The 15,065-nt window shown below is 54.6% G+C and carries 15 protein-coding genes; 5 read left to right on the forward strand and 10 right to left on the reverse strand.

What is annotated here, in order from left to right; translation table 11 throughout:
• The first annotated feature begins 615 nt into the window (after nucleotides 1-615).
• Nucleotides 616-1,902 (forward strand): citrate synthase, encoded by a 1,287-nt coding sequence (locus IG609_RS14050; protein WP_193398819.1) that lies wholly within the window; start codon nucleotides 616-618, stop codon nucleotides 1,900-1,902.
• Between the two features lie 54 nt (nucleotides 1,903-1,956).
• Here IG609_RS14050 and IG609_RS14055 read toward each other — a convergent pair whose 3' ends face one another.
• From IG609_RS14055 to IG609_RS14100, 10 genes are all read right to left on the reverse strand, one after another.
• Nucleotides 1,957-2,382, reverse strand: a complete 426-nt coding sequence (locus IG609_RS14055; protein ID WP_102116659.1) for a bleomycin resistance protein — start codon at nucleotides 2,380-2,382, stop codon at nucleotides 1,957-1,959.
• Nucleotides 2,383-2,397: 15 nt separating this feature from the next.
• The gene (nei, locus tag IG609_RS14060) at nucleotides 2,398-3,189 is read right to left on the reverse strand and encodes an endonuclease VIII (RefSeq protein WP_193398818.1); all 792 of its coding nucleotides are present in this window, start codon (nucleotides 3,187-3,189) and stop codon (nucleotides 2,398-2,400) included.
• 59 nt (nucleotides 3,190-3,248) lie between these two features.
• Nucleotides 3,249-3,896: a pyroglutamyl-peptidase I gene (gene pcp / locus IG609_RS14065; protein ID WP_116163675.1), complete on the reverse strand. Its 648-nt coding sequence runs from the start codon at nucleotides 3,894-3,896 to the stop codon at nucleotides 3,249-3,251.
• 28 nt (nucleotides 3,897-3,924) lie between these two features.
• Nucleotides 3,925-4,662 (reverse strand): 5-oxoprolinase subunit PxpA, encoded by a 738-nt coding sequence (gene pxpA / locus IG609_RS14070; RefSeq protein ID WP_193398817.1) that lies wholly within the window; start codon nucleotides 4,660-4,662, stop codon nucleotides 3,925-3,927.
• The gene (gene pxpC / locus IG609_RS14075; protein ID WP_193398816.1) at nucleotides 4,652-5,596 is read right to left on the reverse strand and encodes a 5-oxoprolinase subunit PxpC; all 945 of its coding nucleotides are present in this window, start codon (nucleotides 5,594-5,596) and stop codon (nucleotides 4,652-4,654) included. Before pxpC ends, pxpA begins: the two co-directional genes overlap by 11 nt.
• Nucleotides 5,590-6,246, reverse strand: a complete 657-nt coding sequence (gene pxpB / locus IG609_RS14080; RefSeq protein ID WP_193398815.1) for a 5-oxoprolinase subunit PxpB — start codon at nucleotides 6,244-6,246, stop codon at nucleotides 5,590-5,592. The genes pxpC and pxpB overlap by 7 nt, the downstream gene beginning before the upstream one ends.
• Before the next feature lie 156 nt (nucleotides 6,247-6,402).
• Nucleotides 6,403-7,146 carry a type 2 GTP cyclohydrolase I gene (locus IG609_RS14085; RefSeq protein ID WP_102116665.1) on the reverse strand — a complete coding sequence of 248 codons (744 nt, stop codon included), beginning with the start codon at nucleotides 7,144-7,146 and terminating at the stop codon, nucleotides 6,403-6,405.
• Nucleotides 7,139-8,617: a deoxyribodipyrimidine photo-lyase gene (gene phrB / locus IG609_RS14090; protein ID WP_193398814.1), complete on the reverse strand. Its 1,479-nt coding sequence runs from the start codon at nucleotides 8,615-8,617 to the stop codon at nucleotides 7,139-7,141. The genes IG609_RS14085 and phrB overlap by 8 nt, the downstream gene beginning before the upstream one ends.
• Nucleotides 8,618-8,638: 21 nt before the next feature.
• A complete protein-coding gene (locus IG609_RS14095) occupies nucleotides 8,639-9,598 on the reverse strand; it encodes a YbgA family protein (RefSeq protein ID WP_193398813.1) in 960 nt (319 codons plus the stop codon).
• 280 nt (nucleotides 9,599-9,878) lie between these two features.
• Nucleotides 9,879-10,085 carry a YbfA family protein gene (locus IG609_RS14100; RefSeq protein ID WP_011092929.1) on the reverse strand — a complete coding sequence of 69 codons (207 nt, stop codon included), beginning with the start codon at nucleotides 10,083-10,085 and terminating at the stop codon, nucleotides 9,879-9,881.
• Nucleotides 10,086-10,508: 423 nt separating this feature from the next.
• On the opposite strand from IG609_RS14100, the gene kdpF reads away from it, so the two are divergent.
• The 4 genes from kdpF to kdpC are packed head-to-tail and all read left to right on the forward strand — an operon-like array spanning nucleotide 10,509 to nucleotide 15,041.
• Entirely contained in the window at nucleotides 10,509-10,598 is a 90-nt protein-coding gene (gene kdpF / locus IG609_RS14105) for a K(+)-transporting ATPase subunit F (RefSeq protein WP_193398812.1), read from the forward strand.
• Nucleotides 10,598-12,286, forward strand: a complete 1,689-nt coding sequence (gene kdpA, locus IG609_RS14110; protein ID WP_193398811.1) for a potassium-transporting ATPase subunit KdpA — start codon at nucleotides 10,598-10,600, stop codon at nucleotides 12,284-12,286. The genes kdpF and kdpA overlap by 1 nt, the downstream gene beginning before the upstream one ends.
• A 15-nt stretch (nucleotides 12,287-12,301) precedes the next feature.
• On the forward strand, nucleotides 12,302-14,446 hold the full coding sequence (gene kdpB, locus IG609_RS14115; protein ID WP_226374139.1) for a potassium-transporting ATPase subunit KdpB: 2,145 nt from the start codon (nucleotides 12,302-12,304) through the stop codon (nucleotides 14,444-14,446).
• A 19-nt stretch (nucleotides 14,447-14,465) separates the two neighbouring features.
• On the forward strand, nucleotides 14,466-15,041 hold the full coding sequence (gene kdpC, locus IG609_RS14120) for a potassium-transporting ATPase subunit KdpC (protein ID WP_193398810.1): 576 nt from the start codon (nucleotides 14,466-14,468) through the stop codon (nucleotides 15,039-15,041).
• The last annotated feature ends 24 nt before the right edge of the window (nucleotides 15,042-15,065 follow it).

Consider the following 15,065-nt stretch of genomic DNA (forward strand, 5'->3'; position numbering starts at 1 on the left):
TGAGGTCAGACAGCATGAAAGTTACAGCCCTGAAAAGTGGGTTTACGATACGCGCTCAAACATCGACATTCCGGTGTCTAAACAGCGCATGATCCTTTCATACTGGGTGCTCCTACTGCAGGGTGATTCCGGAGACCTGTTGGCAGTATAGGTACTTCACATTCCCATTACAATTCCCATACAAACTGTTTGGTGACATTTGCCCCGAACAGTGATTTAGATCACGAATTTCACAATTCATATAAAATTGATTATCCGATTTGACAAAAGTTCAACATTTCAATTACAACTAGGGGATTGAATTCCTTATGATGTGTTAAAGCACGACGGCGACACTTCCACACTGGCGTAACTTATGTAACAGTGAGGAGAGTCCACGTAAAAGTCATAGGTAATGACTACAATCTATTCAGAGCACAACGCATTTATCTGAATATCGTTAATTACCTGGAGAACGAATTTTTCATCCTGAATGCGGCTATCCGCCTTACTCTGTATCCTATTTGACGACTGTGTCACGACAGAGTTTCACCGGCCATTATCCGCCCGGTGCACAGGCATGACGGTATTTCTTCAGTGAAAATATTTAAAATTAAAGCGCTAAGGAGACTGTAAATGGCTGATAAGAAAGCAACACTTACTCTAGAGGGTAAAGATCCAATTGAGCTAAATGTCCTATCGGGTACATTGGGGTATGATGAGATTGATATTCGTCCCCTTGGTTCTAAAGGTTACTTCACATTTGACCCCGGTTTTACCTCTACCGCATCTTGCGAATCCAAGATTACCTATATCGACGGCGACGAAGGCATCTTGCTACACCGTGGTTTCCCAATTGCCCAATTGGCTGAAAAATCGAATTATCTTGAAGTCTGTTACATCCTGCTGTTCGGCGAAACCCCGACGGTAGAACAGTATGAAACCTTCAAGACCACCGTGACACGTCACACCATGATTCATGAGCAGATTACTCGTCTGTTCCACGGTTTCCGCCGTGATTCACATCCAATGGCTGTCTTGTGCGGCGTCACCGGTGCACTGGCGGCGTTCTACCACGATTCACTGGACATTAACATTGAGCGCCACCGCGAAATCGCGGCCTATCGACTACTGTCCAAAATGCCGACCGTTGCAGCAATGTGCTACAAATATTCGCTGGGTCAGCCGTTTGTTTATCCAAAAAACAACCTGTCCTACGCGGGTAACTTCCTGCACATGATGTTCTCCACCCCTTGTGAAGAGTATGTTGTGAATCCGGTGCTGGAACGTGCTATGGACCGTATCCTGATCCTGCATGCCGATCACGAACAAAACGCCTCGACGTCTACCGTACGTACCGCAGGTTCGTCTGGTGCGAACCCATTTGCCTGTATCGCCGCGGGGATCGCCTCGCTGTGGGGACCGGCGCACGGCGGCGCGAACGAAGCCTGTCTGCGTATGCTGGAAGAAATCAGCAGCGTGGAGCACATCCCTGCGTTTATCGAGCGTGCTAAAGACAAGAACGACTCCTTCCGCCTGATGGGCTTCGGCCACCGTGTATACAAAAACCACGATCCGCGCGCCAAAGTCATGCGTGAAACCTGCCATGAAGTGCTGAAAGAGCTGGGCAGAAAAGACGACCTGCTGGAAGTGGCGATGGCGCTGGAAAATATCGCGCTGAACGACCCGTACTTCATTGAGAAGAAACTGTACCCGAACGTCGACTTCTACTCAGGCATCATCCTGAAAGCGATGGGTATTCCGTCTTCCATGTTTACCGTTATCTTTGCGATGGCGCGCACCGTGGGCTGGATTGCACATTGGAGCGAAATGCACGCCGACGGCATCAAGATTGCCCGTCCACGTCAGCTGTATACTGGCTATGACAAACGTGACTTTACGTCCAATCTGAAAAACGACTAATCCATTCCGTACGTGTAAAAAGGCCGGATTTTCCGGCCTTTTTTTATAACGGCACTAAAGGGATGACTTACAACCTAAACTTTGCGTGAATCGCAATAAATAGCCATCCGGATCCTGTACCAGAAAATTACTTTCCCCGTGGTACACCTCATGATCGCGATACCAGCACGTTTCCACGGGTCTGCGTAGCGTATAACCCGCACGTTCAATCTCCGCCGCCAGCGCCTGAGCATCTGGGCACTCAATCGATAAATTCATACCACGACCAAACGGCGGTTCTAAAGGCTCCACACGCCAGGGTGACTCGGTTAAATAATCCTGTTCCAGCATCAGTTGGCTCCCATGAAAAGAAAGGAACGCGAACTTATCTTCAGGCCTGTCGTACTCAATCTGAAATCCCAAAACGTGGCAATAAAACGCCAGACTCTTTTGTAAATCAGAGACAATCATTTCTGGAATTAACGTATTCATCTTGCGCATAAATCACTCACATTATTACTTCTGGCAGTGCGGGCACCAATAAAACGGGCGTGATGACAGCATCGTTCTTTCGATGATCCCACCGCAGCGCTCACAGCGTTCCCCTTCACGATGGAAAACCTTGAACGAAAAAATCGCCCCGTGATGTCGATTCTCATCAACGGTGCCACGCGTGTTGTAGGACAAACGGGGAATCTCCAGCAGCGCTCGACTTAACCTCTGCAACTGTTTCTCATTCAACTGCGCTGCCGTGTGTTGCGGCGCAAGCTGTGCCTGCCAGAGAATCTCGACGCGCAGATAATTCCCCAGTCCAGCAAGAAATGCCTGATCCAACAGCAGCCCACTGAACTGGCGACGGCGAAAGCGCGGTAATAACAGACGCTCACACACCTGTTCCGGCGTCAGTGAGAGATCCAAGACATCGGGGCCAATACGTTGCAGGAAAGGATGCGTCGAGAGCGTCTCCGGCGTCAGCATTTCAATATCTGACGCGCTGTAGAGCAGAATAGCGCGATCCTGCGTTTCCAGCCGGACGCGCAAATCCCACTTTGTTTCCGGTGATTCACCCGCACTCACGGCTCGCCACACGCCATAAAGCTGATTGTGGCTATACAACACCCGATCATTGCTAAAATAGGTCAGCAGCGCTTTTCCGCGCGTTTCAATCTGCCTGACCTGCTGCCCGACCAATTCTGCCTCGTATGGCTTCAATTCTGGAAATGCAAACCAGACACGCGTTAGCGTTTTGCCCACAACAGCCTCAACCAGCTTATCGGCCGTCCGGCGAATTTCCGGTCCTTCGGGCATACCTTACTCCCTGAAATTCAGACATATTGCGCAATTAACCACACTCTCGGTTAACTACACTAATGCAGGGCGCCACCCGTCACCGCCATATCAACCTGCTGCACCAGCGATTGCTGGATCATCACTTCCAGCGCCGCCGTGACTAACGGCGTGGGCATGCTCGGTTCACCGGGGTGTCGTGCGGCCTGTTCAGGTGAATAGGGGATATGAACAAATCCACCGCGAACCGTATCACCCTGTTGGTGCAACTGGTGTAAAAGGCCGTACATCACGTGATTGCAGACAAACGTCCCTGCGGTTTGCGACACCGAGGCGGGAATGCCCGCCACGCGCAATGCCTGTACCAGCGCTTTCACCGGCAGCGTCGAAAAATATGCCGCAGGCCCGCCTTCCACTACCGGCGTATCGATCGGCTGGTTGCCTCGGTTATCCGCGATTCGGGCATCATTAATATTAATCGCCACGCGTTCGACAGAAATATCAGCACAGCCGCCCGCCTGCCCCACCGCGATCACCACTTCCGGCTGCCATTCGGCTATCGCACGGTAAAGCTGTTCCAGTGACAGATCGAAGACGCAAGATAAACGGCAGGCCACCACGCGTGCACCGCCGATTTCTCGCTGATGAAGTCCTTTTACCGCCTCCCATGAGGGATTAGTCGCTTCCCCCTCAAAAGGTTCAAACGCCGTGATCAAAACGGTTTTCATCGGTTATCCCGCCATACAAAAATAATGATTATGCCGCCGCAACAGCGATCTGATGCTGGCTAAAACAGTGTCGCAGCTTGCGGGCAAACAGCAGCGCGTGTTGTCCATCGCCGTGAATACACACGGTATCCGCCTGCACGTTCACCCAAGAGCCGTCAATCGCTCTGACCCGCTGACGTTGAATCATCTCCAGCGTCTGAGCCAGTGCCAGTTCATCGCTGTTAATCAAGGCCCCCGCCTGCGTGCGCGGCACCAGCAATCCGTCAGGCAAGTAGCAGCGGTCGGCGAACACTTCCTGACGCGTCTCCAGCCCCAACCGTTGCCCAGCGCGGATTAACTCGCTTCCCGCCAGACCGACTAAGCGTAACGCCGGATTCACCACCTTCACCGCCTTGGCTATCGCATCGGCCAGCGCCGGTTCGTATGCGGCCTGATTGTAAAGCATGCCATGAGGCTTAACGTGCGACAGTATTCCTCCTTCAGCCGCGACAATCGCGCTCAGCGCGCCAAGCTGATACACCACCTGGGCAAAGACAATTTCCGCAGGCACATTCATCGCCTTGCGACCAAAATTCTCACGATCGGGAAAGCTCGGGTGTGCGCCAAGCGCAACCCCATAGCCGATCCCCCAACGCACCGACTGACGCATAGTTTGTGCGTCACCAGCATGAAATCCGCAGGCAATATTGGCTGACGTCACCAACTTCAGCAGCGCTTCGTCATGCTCAGCGCCCTCACCCAGATCGGCATTCAGATCAATAATCATGCAGCCTCCACGCCAGCTGTTCGAGGTAACGCCGCTGTTCTTCGTCCGCTTTTTGCGCCTGTGCCTGCGTACAGTGAATAAAATGTATCGGTTCACCGAGTCGGGTTTGCGCTAAATGGAATAAATCCGCTTCGATCACCGTCGCAATACGCGGGTAACCGCCGGTTGTCTGCGCATCCGCCAGCAGTACGATAGGGTGACCATTGTGCGGAACCTGCACGACGCCCGGCAGCACCCCATGTGATGGCAGCTCGCGCGGTTTGCTACCCAGTAATACGGCACGCTGTAGCTCTGCGCCCAATAAACGGTAGCCCATGCGGTTACTTTGCGGGCTCAGTTGCCAGGAAGTTCGCCAGAACAATTCCTGCATCTCTTCGCTGAACTCCTGATACTCCGGCCCCGGCAATGCCCGCACGCGGTTGCCGAACAACAGTTGCTTGATACCGACTTCTCGCGTCAGTTCGCGAGTCGGCGTTCCCAGCAGAAGTTCATCGCCATCCATCAGCAAGCGTCCGTCAAAGCCCCCAAAACCGGCTTTCAAATCGGTACTGCGCGACCCGAGCATTTCCGGCACATCCACACCGCCGGATAACGCTAGGTAGCTACGCATTCCGTTACGTGGCATACGCATTTTCAACGTTTGCCCCGGCTTCACGGCGAAACGCCAACCTGTCCAGAGCGGTTTGCCATCTAAGTCGGCATGGCAGTCCGCACCGGTCAGTGCCACCCAGCAGGCGGTGGTGAATGTTGCAGTAAACTTGCCCAGCGTAATTTCCAGCGCGGCAGCATTCTCCGCGTTGCCCACCAGCAGGTTGGCCATTGTCAGTGCGGGCAGATCGAGCGCGCCTGACTGGCTGATACCCAAACGGCGAAAGCCGACGCGACCGCCGTCCTGCACCGAAGTATGCAAGCCGGCATGGATAACCTTCAGCATACGCCCTCCTTCTGTGGCAGAAACCGAACGTTATCGCCAGGTCGCAACAGCGTTGGCGGCATCGTTTGTGGATTAAACAGCTTCAACGACGTGCGGCCAATCAGCTGCCAGCCCCCCGGCGTCGCCAGCGGATAAATCCCCGTCTGCGCGCCGCCAATCCCGACCGACCCCGCCGGCACACGCAGGCGTGGTTCGGCGCGACGCGGCATATGCAGTTTCTCGTTTAATCCGCCAAGGTAGGCAAAGCCCGGCTGGAAGCCCAAAAAGTAGACCACATACTGTGCGGCCGCATGTGCTTCAACAACCTGACTCACTGTCAGGCCACTGTGAGCGGCAACCTCCGCCAAATCTGGCCCTGCCTCTCCGCCATACACAACGGGAATATCGATATCGCGTGGGTCAAACGCCAGCGATTCACTCTCTTCCCACCAGCGCTGCAAGCGTTCAATCGCATCCAGCGCCACCTGCTGCGGATGCGCCAATAGTACCGTTAGATTATTCATGCCCGGAATCGCTTCCAGCACCTCTTCATGATGATTCAGGCGCTCGGCAAGCCCCCATATCCGCTGCTGGCTCTCCAGCGACATTGGCGGTTCCAGTTCCAGAACGACAGCCCTCTCGCCCAGAAGATAACACCGTGCTCGTTGCAATCTTTCCTCCTGAATCGCGTTTTATCCGTCATGGTGAACATGGCTAAATGATTAGTGTTGCTTACCGATATATTTTCCTCCCAACAGCGAAGCAACAACGGTGCCAACATAGAAGGCATCGCATCATTCATGTGCGATACAGAGACTTTCAGCCCCTCACGCGGGGTTAGGAATATCAATAAATGTCACATCAAAACCATGCAGTGCCGCCAGCCATTCGCCCAACGCTTTGATGCCGCCGCGTTCGGTGGCATGGTGTCCGGCAGCAAAGAAATGCAACCCCATCTCACGCGCGATGTGGATCGTTTGCTCAGACACTTCACCGGTAATAAACGCATCGACCCCAAAGCGGGCCGCTTGTTCAATAAAGCCCTGACCGCCGCCAGTACACCAGGCCACGCGTTGTATCTGTTGCGGTGCATTATCCCCACAATGCAGCACGCTACGCCCCAGCCGTTTTTCTACACGACGGCAAAAAGCATCTGCCGTCATGGGCTGCGCCAGCTCACCATACGGCACCAGCGGCTCGATCGTGCCCTGCACCTGAATCTCTAGCAGCGCCGCCAACTGTGCGTTATTCCCCAGTTCTGGGTGTGCATCTAGCGGCAGATGATAACCGTACAGGTTGATATCATTGAGCAACAGCGTTTTCAGCCGGTTACGCTTCATACCACAGACAATCTGCGGTTCGTTTTTCCAGAAGTAGCCGTGGTGAACCAGAATCGCATCGGCCTGCTTTTCTACCGCCGCATCCAGCAGCGCCTGTGAGGCCGTTACGCCCGTCACAATACGTTTTACGTCTGCACGTCCCTCAACCTGTAAACCGTTCGGTGCGTAGTCCTGAAACGTCGCCGTGCTCAGTTTCTCGTTAATGATTCTTTCCAATTCCACATTACGCATACTTACTTTTCTCTTCTCGATCGTTATCCGCCATACCGATATTTTTCGCCGCCTCAAACGCCGCCAGCGTATTCTGGCGCGCGGTTTTATGGTCGACGATGGGCTGCGGATAGTTCAGCCGATGGTGGTGTTTGTCAGCCCAACAATGGGGCTGATGAATATCGTTATCCGGCACGGCGGCCAGCTCGGGCAGCCAGTGACGGATAAACCGACCTTCAGGATCGAAGCGCTCGCCCTGCGTTGTCGGGTTAAAAATACGAAAATAAGGTGCCGCATCGGTGCCTGTCGACGCCGCCCACTGCCAGCCGCCGTTATTCGCCGCCAGATCGCCATCCAGCAGTTGCGACATAAAGTAGCGTTCGCCTTCGCGCCAATCGATCAGTAAATCTTTGACGAGAAAACTGGCGCAAATCATACGCAGGCGATTATGCATCCATCCCGTTTCATTCAGTTGACGCATCGCTGCATCCACGATCGGGTAGCCCGTTTTCCCCTGCTGCCAGGCGGCTAAATCTTCCGGCGATTCTCGCCATTTCACCCACTGCGTCCACGCGGTGAACGGTCGGTGTTTACACAGCGGCGGCCAGGACACAATCAGGTGGCGGTAAAATTCACGCCAGACCAGCTCGTTAAACCAGGTAAACGCTCCACCCTCACCCCGTTCCAGCATCTCTGGGCATTCAGCACGCAGACGGTTAAAGCACTGGCGCGGCGATACGATCCCAAGCGCTAGATACGGAGAAAGTTTGCTGGTGCCGGGCAGCGCCGGAAAATCACGCCGCTGGTCATAATCCTGCACCTGCTCGCGGCAAAAACGTCGCAGTTGCTGCAACGCCGCACGTTCGCCGCAGGGGAAATCGTCGCCATCCACCTCACGCTGCGGATAGCTGAACGGTGCCAGTTCCACTGTGTTAGTGATCGGCTCACCGCGCGCGCGCGGTGCTGGCACGCACGTCGTATCCGACTCCAGTAGTCGTTTGATAAAGGCCTGACGAAAGGGCGTAAACACTTTATACATCTTGCCATTACCCGTCAGCACGCTACCCGGCGGTAGTAACAGGCTGTCATGATAACCGTGACAAACCACGCTATCGGCCAGCCGATCTTTCACCTGCTGATCACGCAGGCGCTCGTTGATTTCATACTGATAATTATAGAAAAGATCGGTGGCCTGCTGTTGCGCACAAAACTGCACCAGCCAGTCAACCGACGCCGCAAAGTCAGCACATTCGTGGTAATGCAGCGGCATACCCTTTTCGGCCAGCGCCTGCTGCACCAGCGTCAGGTTCTCCCGTAGAAAGGCTGCCTGACGCGGGGCCATATCGTGCTTTTCCCACTGCGCCGGCGTGGCGATAAAGACGGCTAGCACGGTGGCGTTAGGATCCTGACAGGCCGCGTACAGCGCCAGATTATCGGTAACGCGCAGGTCGTTGCGTAACCAGACTACATGTTTAACGGCATGCGTGGTCATGAAATTCCTCGGGCGGTCAAACTAGTGTCCGTAACGCAGGCGTAGTGCCTCGGGATACGGCTCAAAGTAACGCTGCTGAGCCAGATACGCATCGGGGTATTCCGCCATGTAATGTTTTAGCAACGTGATAGGTGCCAGTAGCGGCTGCAAGCCCTGTCGATAGCGATTGATGAGCTGCGCCAGTTCCTGTCGCTGCTGAGAATTGAGCTGACGTCGGAAGTAACCCTGCACGTGCATCAACACATTGGTGTGGTTGCGCCGCGTCGCAGGCGTTGACAACAGTTTCATCAACCGCTTCCGGTATTCAACAATGTAGTCTTCCAGCGACTCCCACTTATCGATTCCCGCAACAAACGGCCCCAGTTCGCGGTATTCCGGCTGGGAATGCGCCAGCAACAGGAGTTTATAGCGGCTATGAAAAGCAATCAGCGCACCACGGCTCAGCCCGTTTTTCCATAGCTGATTCAGTTCGTGTAACGCATAAACGCGCTCAATGAAATTTTCTCGCAAGCCAGGATCCTGCAGGCGTCCGTCTTCCTCAACCGGTAGCCAAGGCATTTGCCGCATCAGCTCCTGTGTAAATAAGCCGATACCACTTTTACGCGCATCCTTTTGCGTTTCATTGTAAACCTTCACACGCTCCATACCGCAGCTCGGCGATTTGGCGCAGACGATATAACCGCATAAGTGCTGAAGCTGGCTGACTTTTTCAGCGGAAAACTCCGCCATCTGTTGGGTAACATCCAGCGGCGAACCATTGCTGGCACGCATCGTGATATGGTGTTCCCCTTCTCGCACCAGCCTGAGTGCCGGACGCGGCACCGGTAAACCAATCGCCATTTCTGGGCAGACCGGCTCAAAACGAAAATAGGGTGCCAGTTGTTCAGCAGCAAACGTCAAACGCTTGTGTCCGCCATCAAATCGCACGGGACTACCGAGCAAACAGGCGCTGATACCAACAGGGATGAGTTCGAGCGTCATGATTTATCCTTATACCCGTCATATTTCATTCAAGTTGTACGTGTGTTGGCATTCTACAAACGCTCTTATCAGCATAGCGGATTTCACCACAATTCTGTGCAGCCACAGCGAAGAATAAAGTAATAAATCATGAGATTGGGGAGAAATACCGGAAGAAGATGCGGGAAGGGAAAAGGGTAAACCGTATCAAAACAACCTTAAACCGATATTTCACCGGTTCATTTTTCGTGTTTATCTGCCGAGGATGACAGATAAACACGAGAGACCTTACGCGCTGGCCTTAATAGAAATCGCAGGCGGCGGCTTCGGACTGCGCCATCCAGACGGGTTTATCGCTGGTTTTCAGCCAGACGCGGTGTAAATAGCTGTAAAAACGCGCCCGATCGCGACGGAACAGCATTACCGGTAACGCCAGCACGCCGATAGCAATCACGGCAGCGCGACGCAGGAGAATACGGTGCAAGGGATAAGTAGTATAAAGCGACATAACGATCCTCCTCTAGGATAAGCCCCCTTATTCAGCGGCGCTTTTCATAACGATAGAATAAGAACTGTGACATTGGTTAAAATTTTACCGCTTTTTATGAAAGTTTACTACTCATCTGACCAGTTAAAGATGAAATAATCGCCAATTTTTTTCGTCATCACGTCATTAAGTTACAGCAAGGTTAAAAATAAACTTACCAGTAGTTAATTTATGGTTTTAGGTTGGATCACTTTACTCCCTATTCTTTAATGTTCTCTTCTCGTTGCCTTCAACTTTGCTGACGCCACAACCCTCTTATGGCCTCCACCGCCTACTTTTCATCCCATTTTTATACTTTTTTTACGCCCACAGACGGGAAATTTGCACCTTCTTTTCCTGCGTTTTCCTACTCTGACGCTGTCTATTCTGTTCTGGAGGTGTGTTGTGACGCTTAGCATCGTCTTAGGCGGCCTGCTCGTGCTGCTGTTACTGATCTATCTGGTTTATGCCTTGTTGAAGGCGGAGGAATTCTGATGGCCGCTGACGCTTTTCTACTGATCTTTGGTCTGCTGCTCACGGTGCTGATCGTAGCCCAACTGCTGGGCAGCGGATTGGCCCGTCTGATTGAGGGCGAAACGGGTGCGCTCCTGCAAAAGTTTGAAACAGGAACGGCGCGCCTTTTCGCTTTCGATACGTCGGAGATGCGCTGGCAACAGTATGCGGCGGCTATCCTGACACTTAACCTGATCGGCATTGCCGTCTTGTTTGTCCTGTTAATGGCGCAGGGGGTTCTGCCGCTTAACCCAGAAAATATGCCGGGGCTGTCGTGGCATTTGGCGTTAAACACGGCAATCAGCTTTGCCACCAACACCAACTGGCAGGCTTACAGCGGGGAAAACACGCTCAGCTACCTGAGCCAGATGGTTGGTCTAACGGTACAAAATTTTCTGTCCTCCGCCAGCGGTATCGCCGTCGCTTTCGCGTTAATCCGCGCATTTTCCCGTCGCTGCGTCGACACGCTGGGCAACGCGTGGCTCGATCTGTTTCGCATCACGCTGTATGTGCTGCTGCCGCTGTCCCTGCTGCTGGCGCTGTTTTTTGTCAGTCAGGGCGTGTTGCAAAACCTGCTGCCTTATCAGCATTTGACCACGCTGGACGGCGCAGCCCAAACCCTGCCGATGGGGCCTGTTGCTTCACAGGAAGCCATTAAACTGCTGGGCACCAACGGCGGCGGTTTCTTTGGCGCTAACTCGGCGCACCCGTTTGAAAACCCGACCGCGCTGAGCAACATCGTGCAAATGCTGGCGATCCTGCTGATCCCTACCGCGCTGTGCTTCGCCTTTGGCAAAGCCGTGAGCGACAAGCGTCAGGGCCACGCGCTGCTGTGGGCAATGGCGCTGATCTTTATCGTCGCCGCTGCTGTAGTGATGAAAATGGAGGTCAACGGTAACCCACATCTGCTGGCATTAGGCGCAGACAGCGCCGCGAATTTGGAAGGTAAAGAGACGCGTTTTGGCGTTCTGACGTCCAGCCTGTATGCGGTTGTCACCACGGCTACCTCGACAGGTGCGGTGAACGCGATGCACGACTCTTTCACTGCGCTTGGCGGCATGGTTCCCATGTGGCTGATGCAGATTGGCGAAGTGGTGTTCGGCGGTGTTGGTTCTGGCCTGTACGGCATGCTGCTGTTCGTGCTTCTGACCGTCTTTATTGCCGGCTTGATGATTGGCCGCTCGCCAGAATATCTGGGCAAAAAAATCGAAGTCTATGAGATGAAAATGACGGCGCTGGCGATTCTAATTCCGCCCGCACTGGTACTGCTCGGCACGGCGCTGGCGCTGAGTACGGAAGCCGGACGCAGCGGCATTCTGAACCCCGGCGCGCACGGTTTTAGCGAAGTGCTCTATGCCGTGTCCTCCGCCGCGAACAACAACGGCAGTGCATTTGCCGGCCTGAGCGTCAATACGCCGTTTTATAACGTCCTGCTCGCTGTCGCCATGCTGCTGGGCCGCTTTGCCGTCATGGTGCCCGTGCTGGCTATCGCCGGTTCGCTGGTCGTGAAAAAACGCCAGCCGGAAAGCAAAGGCTCACTGTCCACCCGCAGTCCGCTGTTTATCGGCATGCTCATCGCCATCGTTCTGCTGATTGGCGCACTGACGTTTATCCCTGCACTGGCGTTAGGGCCAGTCGCTGAACATTTACAGTTCGGCCTGACTCACTAAGGCTGGAGACTTTTTATGACTCGCCACACGATGAATCATCAGGCAACACAGGAACCGGCCTCTGCCCAGCAGGGCGAGGCATCCCGCCACATTGGCAAACGTAAACAGCAAGCGCTGTTTGACAGAGCGTTAATCCATTCTGCGCTGAAAGATGCGCTGAAGAAACTCGACCCGCGCGTGCAGTGGCGCAATCCGGTCATGTTCGTGGTGTATCTCGGCAGTATGCTGACCACCCTCGTCTGGCTGGCGATTCTGGCCGGTAAAACGGAAGGGAACGCCGTGTTTACCGGTCTGGTATCACTCTGGCTGTGGTTTACCGTGCTATTCGCCAACATGGCCGAAGCGCTGGCGGAAGGTCGCAGTAAGGCGCAGGCAAATGCGCTGAAAGGCGTTAAGAAAACCAATTGGGCTAACAAGCTCTCAGCGCCACATCACGATGCCAGCTCAGAATCAGTGCCAGCCGACAGCCTGCGCAAGGGCGATATCGTACTGGTGAGCGCGGGCGAAACCATTCCGTGCGACGGTGAGGTACTGGAGGGCGGTGCGTCCGTCGATGAAAGCGCCATCACCGGAGAGTCCGCGCCGGTGATCCGCGAGTCCGGCGGCGATTTCGCCTCCGTCACCGGCGGCACCCGCGTGCTGTCAGACTGGCTGGTGATTCAGTGCAGCGTCAATCCCGGCGAAACCTTTCTCGACCGGATGATTGCCATGGTCGAAGGGGCACAGCGTCGGAAAACGCCGAACGAAATCGCGCTGACCATTCTGCTGATCGAGCTGACACTGATTTTCCTGCTGGTAACGGCCACGCTCTACCCGTTCTCCTGGTTTGGCGTGCAGGCGAATCACAGCGGCGATGTTGTCGGCGTGACTGTACTTGTCGCCCTGCTCGTCTGTCTGATCCCGACCACCATCGGTGGCCTGCTGTCGGCTATCGGCGTGGCTGGGATGAGCCGGATGCTGGGCGCTAACGTGATTGCCACCAGCGGGCGTGCCGTCGAAGCGGCGGGCGATATTGACGTTCTGCTGCTGGATAAAACCGGCACCATTACGCTGGGCAACCGTCAGGCTTCCGCTTTCCTGCCCGCGCCTGGCGTGACCGAGCAAGCGCTGGCTGACGCCGCGCGTTTTGCCTCATTAGCCGATGAAACGCCCGAAGGCCGCAGCATCGTGGTGCTGGCGAAGCAACGCTTTAATCTGGCAGATCAGGAGCTCAGCTCGCTGGACGCAACCTTTGTTCCTTTTACGGCCCAGACACGCATGAGTGGCGTGAATTTTGGTCAGCGCACCATTCGTAAAGGTGCCGTCGATGCTCTGCGTCGCTACATTGAAGCGAACAATGGTGACTTCCCGCATCAGGTTGAAGAAGCGGTATCCAACGTCGCACGCAGCGGGGGGACGCCACTGGTCGTTGCAGAAGGCAAGCGCGTGCTTGGTGTAGTGGAACTGAAAGATATCGTGAAAAGCGGCATCAAAGAGCGCTTTGCCGAGCTACGCAGTATGGGGATCAAAACCGTGATGATCACCGGCGACAACCCGCTCACGGCAGCGGCGATTGCCGCAGAAGCTGGCGTCGATGATTTTCTGGCGGAAGCGACACCCGAAACCAAGCTGGCGCTGATCCGTCAGTATCAAGCCGAAGGTCGACTGGTGGCAATGACCGGCGACGGCACGAACGATGCCCCCGCGCTGGCGCAGGCCGATGTGGCGGTGGCCATGAACTCCGGCACGCAGGCAGCAAAGGAAGCGGGCAACATGGTTGATTTGGATTCCAATCCAACCAAGCTGATCGAAGTGGTGCATATCGGCAAACAGATGCTGATGACGCGCGGTTCGCTGACAACGTTCAGTATCGCCAATGACGTGGCGAAGTATTTCGCCATTATCCCGGCTGCTTTTGCTGCCACCTATCCTCAGCTCAATGCGCTCAACGTGATGCAACTGCATTCCCCCACCTCGGCCATGCTGTCGGCGGTGATCTTCAATGCGCTGATTATCGTGTTTCTGATCCCACTAGCGCTCAAAGGGATTCGCTATCGCCCCATGAGCGCCGCGGCGCAGTTAAGCCGCAATCTATGGATTTATGGTCTTGGCGGGCTGCTGGTGCCGTTCCTCGGTATCAAGCTGATTGATATGTTGCTGACTGGGCTGAATCTGGCTTAAGGACTGACGGGTATACGCTATGCGCTATTTACGTTCTTCTTTGTTTTTATTCCTATTACTGCTGCTGTTTACCGGTCTGGCCTACCCGCTGTTGACAACGGTGTTGGCACAGTGGCTGTTCCCAACACAGGCAAACGGATCGCTGGTTTACCGTGAGAATACCGTCGTCGGTTCATCCCTGATCGGGCAATCGTTCAGTCGAGCGGGCTATTTTCAGGGGCGTCCGTCGGCCACGTCAGATGCCCCGTATAACGCACTGGCGTCCGGCGGTAGCAATCTGGCCGCCAGCAATCCGGCGCTGGATAAACTGATCGGTGAACGCGCCGCTCACTGGCATCAGGCGGTTGGCAATCAGCAGCCAGTGCCTGCTGAACTGTTGACGGCATCCGGCAGCGGTCTGGATCCGCAGATTTCCCCAGAAGCCGCGCGCTATCAGGCGCTCTACATCGCGCAGGCCAGAGGAATGTCGCTCCAGCAGGTGCAGCAACTGATCGATCGCTTTACTGAGACGAGTAAACCCGCGTTCATTGGGCAGCCAGCGGTCAATGTCCTGTTGCTGAATCTGGCGCTGGATAAGGAAAAGCCTCTGCCGTAATCGACAGTGCGTTACTATTAATCA

Source organism: Pectobacterium quasiaquaticum (genome assembly GCF_014946775.2).
In the GTDB taxonomy this organism is placed as follows: Bacteria; Pseudomonadota; Gammaproteobacteria; order Enterobacterales; family Enterobacteriaceae; genus Pectobacterium; species Pectobacterium aquaticum.